This is a genomic window from Leptospira perolatii (assembly GCF_002811875.1).
Taxonomy (GTDB): Bacteria; Spirochaetota; Leptospiria; order Leptospirales; family Leptospiraceae; genus Leptospira_B; species Leptospira_B perolatii.
This window is the reverse complement of the sequence record NZ_NPDZ01000006.1, coordinates 84722-98132: the sequence shown is the minus strand read 5'-3', so window position 1 is coordinate 98132 and position 13411 is coordinate 84722. Positions and strand designations below refer to the sequence as shown.

The following is a 13411-nucleotide window of genomic DNA, read 5'->3' as shown; positions in this document are numbered from 1 at the left end:
ATCGCAAAGTTAACCGACTTGGATTTTTACTCCGTCGTCCTTAGTTCCGAGAGATCCTAGACCAGAATGACCAGTTGCTGCGATGAGAAGAGTAAATACTCCTACTCTCCCCACATACATGATGATCGGAAATGCGAATTTCTCCAGTTCAGACAGATAAGGAGTTAGCCCTAAAGATAGCCCGACCGTACCAAATGCGGACATTACTTCAAAGAATATCGTTTCGATTCCGTGTCTGTGTGCGTTCAACAAGGTGGCGATTAACATAAAGAAAACGATTGTGGTGGTCGCCAAAAAATAAATCCGTGTAGAAATTGCCACCGAGTTCTTAGAGATCTCTTCTCCCATGATAGAAACTTTCGATTGAGGATTGATTACGTTTCTAAGATACATTACGAGCACTACGAATGTAGTAATCTTGATCCCTCCTGTCGCACCTTGAGGACCTCCTCCGACAAACATAAGCGCACACAAGAGCACATAGGTCGGACTACGAATTTCCGAAAGGTCAAATGTGTTAAAGCCTGCAGTTCTAGAAGAGACCGACAAAAAGAAAGAGTTAAAAATCTTATCTATAATTCCGAACTGACCCAACGTATCCGGATTATCCCATTCTACATATAAAAAACCCAGACCGCCTACGTGGACCAAAAAGATCGTACCGTACAAAATGATTTTCATCTGGATACGATTCGCTTCTCCGTGCAAAGCCTGTCGATAAAGCGCCAATCTATCTTCGGCCCAGAAAGAAAGTCGGATTAAAACCAAATAGAGCCAATTCGGTTCTTTTCCTTCCTCTAAAGCGCGGGCCATTAAATACGTTTCCATCGCGACTTCGACTCGGTTCATTACATTGCGAAATGCTTCGAGCAAGGTTTTCTCGATAAATATAATCACTGGAAAGCCAATGCCACCCATAACGATTAGGCCTTCCACAATCACTAGGCAGGTTCTCTCTCTAGACAGAAAGACCAGATCATCCACAATGGAAAATCCAGCATTGTTAAACGCAGAGACGGAAGTGAAGAGACTAAGAAAAAGACGATTTGGATTTCCGGGTAAACCTCTCAAATCATCGGGCATATAGAAATACAGAAGAACGGCCCCGAGCAATTCGAGAGAAATGGAAATGTTCACGATAGAGATCAGGATTCGGCGAACATAATGTCCTTTTTTGCCCTTTTCTCCTCCCTCGTCCGTTTCATGCGAATCGATCGCTTCAAACACAAAGGAAGCAATTTTCGCGCTTCTAGAAAGGCCCTTGACCACCAAAATTCCTACGAGCACTGTGAATGTGATGATTCCGAGTCCACCAATTTGGATCAGAAACATCATGATAATCTGACTCGAAAACATCATTTCGCTGATCGGCACCGTAGATAGCCCAGTTACGCAAATCGCAGAGGCGGCAAGAAAAAGCGAGTCAGCATAGCTCAGTCTACCGAGCTCCGAGGCATAGATTGCGAAGGATCCTAAGGCAATTGCGCCCGCAAACGATAAGCAGAGAATCCTTGCCACAGAGAGCAGCAAAAAGGCTCGTGCAATGCGATTTACATTTCGTTTGATTAGTTTAATCGGATGCATGGGGAAGGGAGGAAATCCCGCCGAAAGGAACTATTTTTTTGAAGCTTGCCGACTGCAAATGAAAAACCGGATTACGGTTTATTGGATCTAAATCTATGAGAAGAAGATGTTTACAAACGAGGCCCAAATCGAAATCTGGTAGAAATTAGGACCCTGAAAAGGGATCCTAGGGCTAATATTTTTTAGGCGCATTCTTTTTAAGAGGAACCCCATGAGCACTGCAGCAGTTCTGGATTTCAAAGCCAGCGAGAAACTCCTTAAAACTAGGAATATAGGGATTTCTGCCCATATCGATTCCGGAAAAACCACTTTAACAGAAAGGATTCTGTTCTATACAAACCGTATCCACGCCATTCACGAAGTGAGAGGTAAAGACGGTGTCGGCGCCAAAATGGACAGTATGGAGCTGGAAAGGGAACGCGGAATTACGATCCAATCCGCAGCTACTTACTGCCAGTGGAAGGACCATACGATCAATATTATTGATACTCCGGGCCACGTCGACTTTACCGTTGAAGTGGAACGCTCTTTAAGAGTATTAGATTCTGCTATCTTAGTCCTTTGCGGAGTCGCGGGAGTGCAATCCCAGTCTATCACTGTGGATCGCCAGATGCGTCGTTACCACGTACCTCGCGTTGCTTTTATCAACAAGTTGGACAGAACCGGAGCGAATCCATTCCGAGTCATTGACCAGCTCCGTGAAAAACTGAAACACAACGCAGTTGCAGTCCAGATTCCAATCGGACTCGAAAACGACTTACTAGGTATTGTTGACCTAGTAACGATGAAGGCATACTATTTCGAAGGCAAAGACGGAATGCAGGTCACGGAAAAAGAAATTCCAGCCGAACTTCTGGACCAAGCTCAGAAAAAACGTGAAGAACTACTGGATGCTGCTTCTATGTTCAGTGACGAACTCACCGAAGCAATGCTCGAAGGAGAACCTACGGTTGAGCAGATCAAAACCGCAATTCGAAACGGTACGATCCAACTCAAGCTTACTCCTGTATTTATGGGCTCAGCATTCAAGAACAAAGGGGTGCAAAAACTTCTAGACGGAGTTTTGGATTACCTTGCTTCTCCAGTCGATGTGACTAACCGCGCGCTGGATATTAACAATAACGAAGACCAAGTCATTCTACCTTCTGATAAGGAAAAGCCACTCGTATGCTTGGCGTTCAAATTGGAAGACGGACGTTACGGTCAGCTCACCTATGTTCGTGTATACCAAGGCAAGCTGCAGAAAGGGATGACCATTTACAATATGTCCAACAACAAAAAGCACAATGTTGGGCGTTTGGTACGTATGCACTCCAATGAAATGGAAGATATCGAATACGCAGAAGCGGGAGATATTATCGCGCTCTTCGGAATCGATTGCGCTTCCGGGGATACTTTCACTGACGGAAAGATCAAGGTCTCCATGGAGTCCATGTTCGTGCCTGCTCCAGTGATCTCTCTCACGATTGAGGCAAAAGAATCTAAGCACTTGAATAACCTTGCTAAGGCTCTCAACCGCTTTACCAAGGAAGATCCTACATTCCAAACTCACGTAGACCAAGAATCTGGCCAGACGATCATCAAAGGAATGGGGGAGCTCCACCTGGAAGTTTACATCGAGCGTATGAAACGCGAGTACGGTGTGGAACTGATTACAGGAGCTCCTCAGGTTGCGTATCGCGAAACGATCACTTCTCGCGCGGAATTTGATTATACCCACAAAAAGCAAACGGGTGGTCAAGGTCAGTTCGGTCGCGTTGCAGGCTTTATGGAACCGATTCCTTTGGAAGAAACCAAAGATTATGAATTCGTGAACCAAGTAGTCGGAGGAGCGATTCCAAGAGAATATATCTCTTCGGTCGATAAAGGTTTCCGTAGTTGTTTAGAGCGCGGTAGCTTGATCGGGTTCCCGATCATCGGAGTACGTTGCGTGATCAATGACGGATCTTACCACGATGTGGACTCTTCCGATATGGCTTTCCAGATCACTGGTCGCTATGCGTTCCGCCAAGGATTCTCTAAAGCAAGTCCTCAGATCTTGGAACCGATCATGAAGGTCGAAGTCGATGGACCTGCAGAATTCCAAGGAGCGATTCTGGCTTCTTTGAACCAAAGACGCGGGATGATTCTGAACACTACTGAGCAAGACGGTTATTGCAAAGTGGAAGCAGAAGTTCCTCTGGCTGACATGTTCGGTTATTCTACTGTGATTCGTTCTTCTACCCAAGGAAAAGCGGAGTTTACGATGGAATTCTCCAGATATGCTCCTGTTCCGAGAAACGTTGCAGAAGAATTGATGAAAAAGTACAAACCACACTCAAAAGAAGAAGATTGATCCTTCGGAAAGTCTTCTTTTGTAGAAAAAGGGAGCCCTTGGCTCCCTTTTCTTTTTTCTTTAACCTGAGTTCTGCCGATATCTAAATCATGCAGCTAGGAGCAGCGATTTCTGTCCCAACTCAACTTGTGCTGTTTGCCCTCCTCATCCCTAGCCTATTGCACCCAATCTCAAAAAAAACTGCTCCTATAATCCACAAAGTCAGATCGGGAGAAACCGCATTCTCGGTTTCTAGAAAATACGGGGTTCATTGGAAAATCCTTTTAGACTGGAACGGCAAAAAGGAGTCCGAAGGATTAAAGGCGGGAGAGATTTTGAAAATCCCGAGAGGAGATCTAACCCAAGAAGAGCAAACTAAGAGTTCCGGCAAATCCCGGAATAAAATTTTAGAACTCTCCAATCATTCGGAAGGGGCGATGGATTTTCAGACAAAGCCGAGATTTTCGGCACCCTTGGTATCTTTGCCCGCAGTTGCTTTGCCTTTTTCTAACCTATCGCACTATCCGAATAAGGGAGTACTCTTCAAGGCTGGGAGATCCCGAAAAGTTAGGTCCATTTCCGATGGAAAGGTCGCCGTGATCGATCAAATGGATGGTTACAGGAAATTTATTATTGTGGAACATAAAAACGGATTCTCTACGGTTTACGCAAACTTGAAGAAGATTTCAGTCAAAGAGGGACAGATCGTTTCGTCAAAAGAATCTGTAGGCGAGCTAGAAGAAGGAAAAGGACTCTACTTCCAGCTAAACCGGGGAGGCAAAGCCCTGGATCCTTTTCAATTTATCGGAAACCATCAATACTAGTACAAGAAAGGTACGATCGATCGCATGGAATGGGAAATCTCAAATGCAAGAGCAGTGACTCCGAAAGGGTTGGTCGAAAATGCATCGATTCGTGTTCAGAAAGATCGAATCGTTTCTGTACGTAAGAATAATAGCGGCGGCCCTGCACCAATCACTATCAAGTTGGAAGGAATGTTCGTTTATCCAGGGTTGATAAACGCCCACGATCATCTACTCGCGTCTTACCTTCCAAGAGTCGGAATGAACAGGCCCTATCTAAATTGGCTGCCTTGGGATAACGATTTAAAGTCTTCCGTTGTATTTGCAGAAAGGCAACAGTTAGAACCGGAACAGCTCTACTATTTAGGATCTTATAAAAATGTGATTAGCGGAGTAACCTCCGTCCAAGACCACGCACCGCATTTTGTGCAGGATCCATTCGTCTCCTCTGTGCCTGTGCGGATATTGAACCGATTCACATTGTCTCACAGTATCTGCTCCTATTCTCTGGGTTGGGGAGAAGGAACCGAAATCGAGTACGCGAATGCGATAAAACGGAATATTCCGTTTATTACGCATATATCCGAAGGATTCGACGAAGAATCGGAAAATGCGCTCAACAAACTGGAATCTCTCGGTTGTTTAGGAGACCACTCCGTCCTGGTTCACGGGATCGCTTTTGACTCGGAAGATATCCGAAAAATTGCAAAAGCAAAGGCCCACGTAATCTGGTGCCCGGAGTCCAATCTCTATACGTTCGGAAAAACGACCGATATTCGGGGATTGCTAAAATCGAACGTAAACGTGAGTCTGGGAACGGATTCGCCCTTGTCTGGCTCGAATAATTTATTAGAAGAGATGAAAATCGCTCGTAAATATTATCAAAAACAGTACGAGGAAGATCTTTCCGCTGAAACCATTTTCAGGATGGTTACGAAAAATCCGGCGGAAGCTTTCCGGATTTCTAAAGATCTGGGCAGTATCGAAGAAGAAAAAATTGCTGATTTGTTGGTTTTATCCTCTGCAAAAGAGGACCCTTATGAAGCTTTACTTTCTGCGGACCTTGATTCCATCCGATTAGTGGTCCGCGATGGCAAACCTGTATATGGTGACGCTTCGTTGAAAGAATTTTTCGACGAAACCGGAGTCTCAGGGCAAGAAATAAGAATATCGGGAATCGATAAATACCTTGCAGGAGATCCCCTAGGGTTGATAGAATCGGTCACCCGTGCCCTGGGTTACAAAAAGGATTTGGCATTTTTTCCCATCGGGTGAGATTTAGAATAGTAGGTAACGGTCTTGGCTGGGCCCATCATTCGTAATTACAAAGGCGGCTCCATCATATACTTCGAAAAGGATCGTTCAGAGGATATCTATGTCCTTCGAAACGGTCGCGTTGTATTGACCTATACCGCAATCGATACCGGGTACGAAGTAAAGGAAGATGTAAGACTCGGAGAATTCTTCGGAGTAAAATCCGCTTTAGGAAAATATCCTAGGGAAGAAACGGCCCAGGTAATCGGCGGCGCGACCGTGCTTGTTTTCAAGCTTCACGAATTCGAAGAGTTTGTCGCAGAGAAAACCCATTTGATTCTAAAGATGATGAAGGTATTCTCAAGCCAACTCCGGCAAGTTCACAAAAAACTCGGAGAAATTTTGGGACAATCCGAAGCAAGAAATCCCGCCTTTGAATTGATGAACGTAGGCGAGGTATTTTACAAAAACAATAACTTGGATCATGCGGCTTACGCATTTACGAAATACTTGGATCATTATCCGACCGGGCCCTATGCCGGACGCGCAACCGAGCTACTCGACTTGACCAAAAAAGGTTCTCCGTATCCGATCAATATGCCTCCATTAGTATACGATGCTGCATCTTCTAGGGCTACACCGGACATGCAGACGATTATGAAACCTGCCGCTGAAAAGAGCAACCTGGCTGCAGGGATGGACAATACGATTACCTCTCTCTATAACCGTGCTCATACTTTCTTGAATGTAGGCAAATTTGAAGAGGCAGCGGCTATTTTTAAAGACTTGATGGTCCGTAGCGACTTCAAATACGACAGCGAGAAAAAATTAGTGGATAACGCTTTGTTCCAAATGGGAGTTTGTTTTCTTAAATTGAACAACCTTGAAACGGCAAGTTCTACCTTCTCCACGTACATCAAAAAACACCCGTCAGGCGAGTCAGTAAAAGAGTCCTTATTCCATTTGGCTGAAATAGCGGAACAACAAGGGGATAGGCAAAGAGCAGGAATGCTATTTGGTAAGGTGGCTCTACTTCCTCCCGAGAGAGATAGTCTTTCCCAAAAATCAAGGCAGAAGGCCAAGGAGTTGAGTTCCTGATGGACCTAATGCTTGAATCCATGTTCTCGAAGTTCGGTAAGACCTTCGAGCCGAACCAAATCATATTCTGCGAAAACGAGCCAGGAAATGACTTCTATCTGATCCAGGCGGGCAAGGTAAAGATTACCAAAACCGTAGGAACTTCGATCAAGACACTGGATATCTTGGAACAAGGGGATATTTTTGGAGAGATGGCGATTCTGGAAGAACAGCCCAGGAGTGCTACTGCTATCGCGATCTCTGAAGTAAAGGTCCTAAATTTTAACCGGGCAAACTTTGAGCTTTTGCTGACCAAGAATCCTACTCTAGCTCTCAAAATTCTTACCATTTTTTCAGTTCGGATTTACGACGCAAAGCGCAGACTTTTGATCCTGTTACTCGATGATATGCAGGGAAAAGTCGCAGATGTTTTCCTAATGCTGTATGAAAAGATGCATATGCATTCCGAATTCAAAGAAGTGGTCCTGAATATAAGTATCGAGGATGTCGCGGATTGGTGCGCACAACCGGTCGGCGAAGTACAAAAAGTGGTCAATCAATTCGCAAAAAGTGGGAAAATCGAGATTTATCCGGACAAAATCGTAATTCACAATATTAACGACTTCCAGAGAATAGTCTCTCAGAAGCGGAAGCCGTCTTAATCCAAAAAATTAAGTTCGACTCAACTTAAATTTGTCCGCTGCAGAATGGTCCCGTAGCTCAGGTGGACAGAGCAGAAGTTTCCTAAACTTTTGGTCGGAGGTTCGAATCCTCTCGGGGCCACCAGTTTTATTCGAATGTCAGACAACCAGGACAATGTCCGAACCTTATTAAAAAAAGCTGAGGACTTCCTCAAAAAAAAGAAAGTGCCGAGTGCAAGATTGGACGCGGAACTTTTACTCGCAGATGTACTCAAAGTGCAGAGAGTAAAGCTCTATGTAGATTTCGAAAGAGTACTTTCGACTCCGGAAAAGGACCAGTACAGGGAAAAGCTCGTAGAAAGATCCAAGTTCAGACCTACAGCCTATATTCTTGGAAAAAAATCCTTTTTTGACTCAGACTTTTACGTAGATGAAAACGTTTTGATCCCGAGACCAGAAACCGAAGAACTAGTCGCTTGGGTATTAGAGGAACATCCTAACAAAGAAGATTCCATTCAAGTACTTGATCTATGTTCGGGTAGCGGTTGTATCGGAATCAGTCTGGCAAAAGCCAGAAAAAACTGGGAGGTTTCTTTTTCCGATCTAGCGGAATCGGCGATAGCGATCACGAACAGAAACGCCAAACAGATATTAGGTGACGAAAGAAAAATCCAAACCTATCTGAGCGATTTATTCGAAAGCATTCCAATCAGTTTTGATAGGATTGTCAGTAATCCACCTTACATACCGGATAAGGAAAAACCGGAAGTTATGGACGATGTAAGATTATACGAACCTCATCTCGCACTTTTTCTAAGTAATTTTGAATCGTTTCATAACAGGCTCCTTACCGAAGCACGCTCTCATTTAAACGAAGGCGGGACACTCTATTTAGAGACTCATCCAAATTGGAGCGCATGGCTCAGGGATCGCGGCATTCAAATCGGCTATTCCAAAGTGATTGTTCGCCAAGACCTTTCCGGCAAGGATCGCTTTTTAAAATTCGTTAAGTAAAAAGAAAGGGCCGGCTTTTCGACCGGCCCAGAGCAGGTTCGACTCGTATATGGGGAAGAAAGAAAAGTAAATCGGGCCCACAACCGCAAGCCCGATGTTCATTCGGAAAAATTTCCAGAATGAACTTTGTTGCTTCTTAAATCGCTGAACTTCCTCTTTCGCCAGTGCGGATACGAATTACATCTTCGAGCGGAAGAATTAGAATCTTACCGTCTCCGATTTTTCCTTCACCGGTTTTTGCAGCTTTAAGAATAGCGTCCACAGTTGGTTTGACGAACTCGTCATTCACTGCGATTTCTAACCTCACTTTACGGAGCAGATTTACTTGATATTCGTGACCGCGGAAAACTTCGGTCTTACCTTTTTGCTGTCCGTAGCCCTGGACGTCGCTTACCGTTAGCCTGTAAATTTCATTCTTAGTCAGCTCGGCTTTGACTTCTTCCAGTTTATGGGGCTGGATAATTGCTACGATTAATTTCATATGCTCTCCTTAACTTTATAAATCAATGTCCATTGATAGGAATTAGAGTATATACCCCTTCTCCCCGTGAATCTCCGAATCCAGACCAGCAATTTCCTTCTCTTCGGTGACTCTAAATCCTATGGTCTTATTAATTACAAAAGCAAGGATTATAGAAACTACAAGAGAATAACCGGCAGTAGCCAGTACACTGATTACTTGAACTAGAATCTGATCTCCGCGAGATGCAACTCCTGCACCCAGAGAAAGTGTAAACACACCGGTTAGGATAGCGCCAATCGCTCCACCTACACCGTGAATTCCAAACGCATCCAAAGAATCGTCGTAGCCAAGTTTACCTTTAAGTAATATTGCTCCGTAACAAACCGGAGAAACGATCAATCCCATATAAATTGATTCTAGAGGCCCTACAAATCCGGACGCCGGAGTAATGACAACCAATCCAGCTACGATACCGGAAGCGGCACCTAAAGCAGTCGCTTTTTTAGTATGAAGATATTCAAGCAACATCCAGGAAACCCCAGCCGCCGCAGGAGCAACTAAAGTTACTACGAATGCACGTGCTGCTAATCCGTTTGTCGCAAGTCCGGAACCGGCATTGAATCCGAACCAACCGAACCAAAGTAGACCAGCACCTAATAATGTGTAGGTTAAGTTGTTTGGAGAGATCAGCGTAGCGCCTTCCCCTTTTCTTTTTCCTACTACGATTGCAGCTGCAAGACCTGCGATCCCGGAAATCAAGTGGACTACTGTTCCACCAGCGAAGTCGAGAGCGCTCATTTTAAATAGCCAGCCGTCAGCATCCCATACCCAGTGTGCCACTGGATCATAGACCAAGGTGGCCCAAGCTAGGATAAATACGATGTATCCGGACAATTTTACTCGCTCAGCAATCGCTCCGGAAATTAGAGCCGGTGTGATTAGTGCGAACATTCCTTGGAATAAGAAGTGGATGTACTTTGGAATTGTTCCTTCCAGAGTATCCAGAGTCACTCCATTCAAAAAAGCTAATTCAAAATCGCCGAAATAAGGTCCGGATCCTGAAAAAGCCAAGCTGTAGCCGATGATTGTCCACTGCAACGTAAGAACCAATATCGCTACGAAGCTGTGCATCATAGTCGATAGGACGTTCTTCACTCTTACAAGACCACCGTAGAACAAAGCCAGTCCCGGTATCATGAAGAATACGAATGTGGAAGCTACGATCATCCAAGCGGTGTCACCTTTATCCAGAGTAGGCGCTGGAGGGGCCGCGGGGGCATCCTGTGACCAAACCAAAGAAGGAATGGCGAGGAGCAGAAGAGGTAAAAACTTTTTAGCCAAGTTCATTAATTCTCATCCCAATGTGTTTTCCCCATGAAATGCAAAAACTGGGCCCAAGCTCGAAAATTTTATAAAAATTTTCAAAAGACGGAAAACGAGACAAAGCTCATTGAATTTGGATGTACATTGAATTTATTTTGGAAATGTACTAAAAGTTAGCTTTGTTTGGACCAAGTTTTCGTGGGGAAAAGTAAACCGGACCCGAATCCGCGACACTTTGCCTAAAAAAAGGGCACCGAATTCTACATTCTGAAGATTGCATACGCCGGCTGGCGGTTTTTCTCCGATAAATCAGAATATAGAGCTAGGCCTAAGGCTTCGCGAGTCCTTGCCGGATCGAGAATTCCGTCATCCCAAAGGCGGGCAGTGGAATATAAGCACGAGGATCTGCGGTCATAATCTTCCAGAATCGGTCTCTTAAAGTTTTCCTGCTCTTTTTCAGAGAGGGTTTTTCCATCCTTCTCTAACTGTTCCATTTTAACAGTAAGCAGCACGTTGGAAGCTTGCTCACCTCCCATTACGGAAATTTTCGCGTTCGGCCACATCCAGAGAAACCTCGGACCGAAAGCTCTTCCGCACATTCCGTAGTTTCCAGCTCCGTAAGACCCTCCGATCACAACCGTATATTTCGGAACCACGGAAGTAGACACTGCGTTTACCATTTTTGCACCGTCTTTCGCGATTCCGGAATTTTCGTATTTCTTTCCTACCATGAACCCGGTGATATTTTGCAAAAACAAAAGAGGAACTCCTCTCTGGTTGCAAAGTTCTATAAAGTGAGTCGCCTTGAGAGAACTCTCCGAAAAAAGAACCCCGTTGTTCGCGACGATACCTACAAGCTTTCCATAAAGGTTTGCAAATCCGGTAACGATTGTTGTTCCATAATATTTTTTGAATTCTTGAAAACGAGAACCATCTACAATTCGAGCAATCACCTCCCTCACATCGTACGGCTTTCGTATATCTTTTTGGATAATTCCGTAAATTTCTTCTGCGGGATAAAGCGGATCCTCGTAGGACAATCTGGGAGATCTTTGGGAAACAGCTCCTCCAAGAGTGGAAACAATATGCCTGGCTATTTCCAATGCGTGAGTATCGTTTTCGGCGTAGTGGTCGGTCACACCGGAAATTCTGCAGTGAACATCCGCGCCTCCCAATTCCTCAGGAGAAACCACTTCCCCGGTAGCCGCCTTCACGAGTGGAGGACCCCCTAGAAAAATCGTACCATTTCCCTTTACAATGACAGATTCATCTGACATCGCTGGGATATAGGCTCCTCCCGCGGTGCAACTACCTAAAACAATGGAGATTTGTGGAATTCCTTCGCGAGAAAGATTCGCCTGGTTAAAAAAGATCCTTCCAAAATGTTCTCGATCCGGAAAAACCTCGTCTTGCATCGGCAAGAATGCTCCGCCCGAGTCTACAAGATAAATGCAAGGCAATCGATTCTCTCTTGCTATTTCTTGGGCCCGAAGATGCTTTTTTACGGTAAGCGGATAGTATGTCCCACCTTTTACTGTCGCGTCATTTGCGACGATCATACAGGGAACTCCAGACACCCTGGCAATTCCTGTAACGATCCCTGCGGAAGGGACGTCATCCGCGTAGGCGCCTTCTCCGGCCAGAGCAGAAAGTTCTAAAAATGCTGTTCCGGAATCTATCAATCCTTCGATTCTTTCTCTTGCAGTTAGCTTCCCTCGGCTTTTATGTCTTTGGATTGCTTTTTCGCCTCCACCAAGCCGAACTTTTCCTAGGAGATCTTGGACGGATTTAACTTTGGAATGAAGATCCTCGTAATTCTCCTTATACTCCGCGGAAGAAGTACGAATCTGTGACTCCAAAAGCTCCATAAGATTCTCCTAATATAGATTTTTTACTTTCTCACTTTTGATTCGTAAAGCACTCGAATCAGTTCAGCTTCTGCCGAGGATAGCTCGCGGTTTCGTCTCGCCATGATTTTTCTAGAATCGCGCAGAAATAGATCCAGAATATAAGGTTCTCCATTCACCCAAGAGAACGGTGGAATGTAACCTTCCGCACGAGAAGAAACTACATTACATCCTATGTCGATTACAGTTCCGGTGTTTAGCATCACTCCGATTCCGATTTTGGAATAATCTCCGATAATGGATCCGAACTTAATGGAACCAGTATTACATTCGATTCCGTCTTCGTGAATTTTGACCACACCGTAGTTGTTTTTTAAGTCGGATGTTGTGGAGAGTGCACCTAGATTTACCCAACTACCTACGATAGAATGGCCCAAAAATCCTTCGTGATGTTTATTAGAAAAATCTTGTATAACAGAATCGCCAACCTCTCCTCCAATCCTGCAAACATGGCCGATTGTAGTGGAACCCGTAATTCTCGCGTTATCGATTTGAGATCCTGGACCGATATAAAGCGGTCCTTCCAAAAAAGAAAAGGAAGTGATTTTTACGTCCTTGTCGATGACCACCGGACCGGAGCTTACATCTATCACCACCCCGGGATAAATCTTTGCAGAACCGTGAACATGTAAGTGCTTTGATTTTCCAACAATGTGAAAATCTCCGGATTTGACCTGCAACTTTCTCATCCATTTTTTCAGGTCCCGGTTGAGTTCTATATCCGATTCGATATTTCTAGCGACTGAATCCAACAGCTTCCAAGGAACATGGTCTTCTGGTTTTACAACTAAGTCCACTTCCGATTCGGATTCATAAGGTTGAACCCGAGGATGCCTTTCTAAAAAAGCATTACGAAAGAAATCGTTCGAATTCTTATAAAAGATTTTTGCGTCTGGATAAGACTCTTTGAGCCTTTGAAGTGGTGTTAGTATACCATCTCGAATTTCAGAGAAGGATCTCAACCTAGTTAAAGCTTTTAATCCTGCAGGAGTCTCGCTTTCATCGATTAAGATTCTCTGGATTCTTGCCAT

11 protein-coding genes and 1 tRNA gene are annotated in these 13411 nt (G+C 44.6%); 7 read left to right on the top strand and 5 right to left on the bottom strand.

The window, feature by feature from the left end:
• Positions 1 to 9 precede the first annotated feature (9 nt).
• Complete coding sequence (locus CH373_RS10960; RefSeq protein WP_100713749.1) at positions 10 to 1584, bottom strand: potassium transporter TrkG; 1575 nt, start codon at positions 1582 to 1584, stop codon at positions 10 to 12.
• Between the two features lie 211 nt (positions 1585 to 1795).
• On the opposite strand from CH373_RS10960, the gene fusA reads away from it, so the two are divergent.
• The 7 genes from fusA to prmC all read left to right on the top strand — a co-directional run bounded on the left by fusA (position 1796) and on the right by prmC (position 8687).
• Positions 1796 to 3919, top strand: coding sequence for an elongation factor G (gene fusA / locus CH373_RS10955; protein ID WP_100713750.1), 2124 nt, complete (start codon positions 1796 to 1798; stop codon positions 3917 to 3919).
• Positions 3920 to 4008: 89 nt separating this feature from the next.
• Positions 4009 to 4722 carry an LIC_10271 family cell wall hydrolase gene (locus CH373_RS10950; protein WP_100713751.1) on the top strand — a complete coding sequence of 238 codons (714 nt, stop codon included), beginning with the start codon at positions 4009 to 4011 and terminating at the stop codon, positions 4720 to 4722.
• Positions 4723 to 4746: 24 nt separating this feature from the next.
• Positions 4747 to 5976 carry an amidohydrolase family protein gene (locus CH373_RS10945; RefSeq protein ID WP_100713752.1) on the top strand — a complete coding sequence of 410 codons (1230 nt, stop codon included), beginning with the start codon at positions 4747 to 4749 and terminating at the stop codon, positions 5974 to 5976.
• A gap of 24 nt (positions 5977 to 6000) precedes the next feature.
• Positions 6001 to 7053, top strand: coding sequence for a tetratricopeptide repeat protein (locus tag CH373_RS10940; RefSeq protein ID WP_100713753.1), 1053 nt, complete (start codon positions 6001 to 6003; stop codon positions 7051 to 7053).
• Positions 7053 to 7694: a Crp/Fnr family transcriptional regulator gene (locus tag CH373_RS10935; protein ID WP_100713754.1), complete on the top strand. Its 642-nt coding sequence runs from the start codon at positions 7053 to 7055 to the stop codon at positions 7692 to 7694. Before CH373_RS10940 ends, CH373_RS10935 begins: the two co-directional genes overlap by 1 nt.
• Positions 7695 to 7741: 47 nt before the next feature.
• Positions 7742 to 7818, top strand: a tRNA-Arg gene (locus CH373_RS10930).
• 11 nt (positions 7819 to 7829) lie between these two features.
• Entirely contained in the window at positions 7830 to 8687 is an 858-nt protein-coding gene (prmC, locus tag CH373_RS10925) for a peptide chain release factor N(5)-glutamine methyltransferase (RefSeq protein ID WP_100713834.1), read from the top strand.
• A gap of 136 nt (positions 8688 to 8823) precedes the next feature.
• On the opposite strand, the gene CH373_RS10920 is transcribed toward prmC, so the two are convergent.
• The 4 genes from CH373_RS10920 to CH373_RS10905 all read right to left on the bottom strand — a co-directional run bounded on the left by CH373_RS10920 (position 8824) and on the right by CH373_RS10905 (position 13411).
• Complete coding sequence (locus tag CH373_RS10920; protein WP_100713755.1) at positions 8824 to 9168, bottom strand: P-II family nitrogen regulator; 345 nt, start codon at positions 9166 to 9168, stop codon at positions 8824 to 8826.
• 42 nt (positions 9169 to 9210) lie between these two features.
• Complete coding sequence (locus CH373_RS10915) at positions 9211 to 10497, bottom strand: ammonium transporter (RefSeq protein ID WP_100713756.1); 1287 nt, start codon at positions 10495 to 10497, stop codon at positions 9211 to 9213.
• 236 nt (positions 10498 to 10733) lie between these two features.
• Positions 10734 to 12341, bottom strand: a complete 1608-nt coding sequence (locus CH373_RS10910) for a carboxyl transferase domain-containing protein (RefSeq protein ID WP_100713757.1) — start codon at positions 12339 to 12341, stop codon at positions 10734 to 10736.
• Between the two features lie 23 nt (positions 12342 to 12364).
• Entirely contained in the window at positions 12365 to 13411 is a 1047-nt protein-coding gene (locus tag CH373_RS10905) for a GlmU family protein (RefSeq protein ID WP_100713758.1), read from the bottom strand.

What these genes read in the sequence shown, in the direction of transcription:
- CH373_RS10910 (WP_100713757.1), bottom strand. Translation starts at nt 12,341, where the DNA reads ATGGAGCTTTTGGAGTCACAGATTCGTACTTCTTCCGCGGAGTATAAG.
- CH373_RS10950 (WP_100713751.1), top strand. Translation starts at nt 4,009, where the DNA reads ATGCAGCTAGGAGCAGCGATTTCTGTCCCAACTCAACTTGTGCTGTTT.
- fusA (WP_100713750.1), top strand. Translation starts at nt 1,796, where the DNA reads ATGAGCACTGCAGCAGTTCTGGATTTCAAAGCCAGCGAGAAACTCCTT.
- CH373_RS10960 (WP_100713749.1), bottom strand. Translation starts at nt 1,584, where the DNA reads ATGCATCCGATTAAACTAATCAAACGAAATGTAAATCGCATTGCACGA.
- CH373_RS10905 (WP_100713758.1), bottom strand. Translation starts at nt 13,411, where the DNA reads ATGGCAAGAATCCAGAGAATCTTAATCGATGAAAGCGAGACTCCTGCA.
- CH373_RS10945 (WP_100713752.1), top strand. Translation starts at nt 4,747, where the DNA reads ATGGAATGGGAAATCTCAAATGCAAGAGCAGTGACTCCGAAAGGGTTG.
- CH373_RS10915 (WP_100713756.1), bottom strand. Translation starts at nt 10,497, where the DNA reads ATGAACTTGGCTAAAAAGTTTTTACCTCTTCTGCTCCTCGCCATTCCT.
- CH373_RS10935 (WP_100713754.1), top strand. Translation starts at nt 7,053, where the DNA reads ATGGACCTAATGCTTGAATCCATGTTCTCGAAGTTCGGTAAGACCTTC.
- prmC (WP_100713834.1), top strand. Translation starts at nt 7,830, where the DNA reads ATGTCAGACAACCAGGACAATGTCCGAACCTTATTAAAAAAAGCTGAG.
- CH373_RS10920 (WP_100713755.1), bottom strand. Translation starts at nt 9,168, where the DNA reads ATGAAATTAATCGTAGCAATTATCCAGCCCCATAAACTGGAAGAAGTC.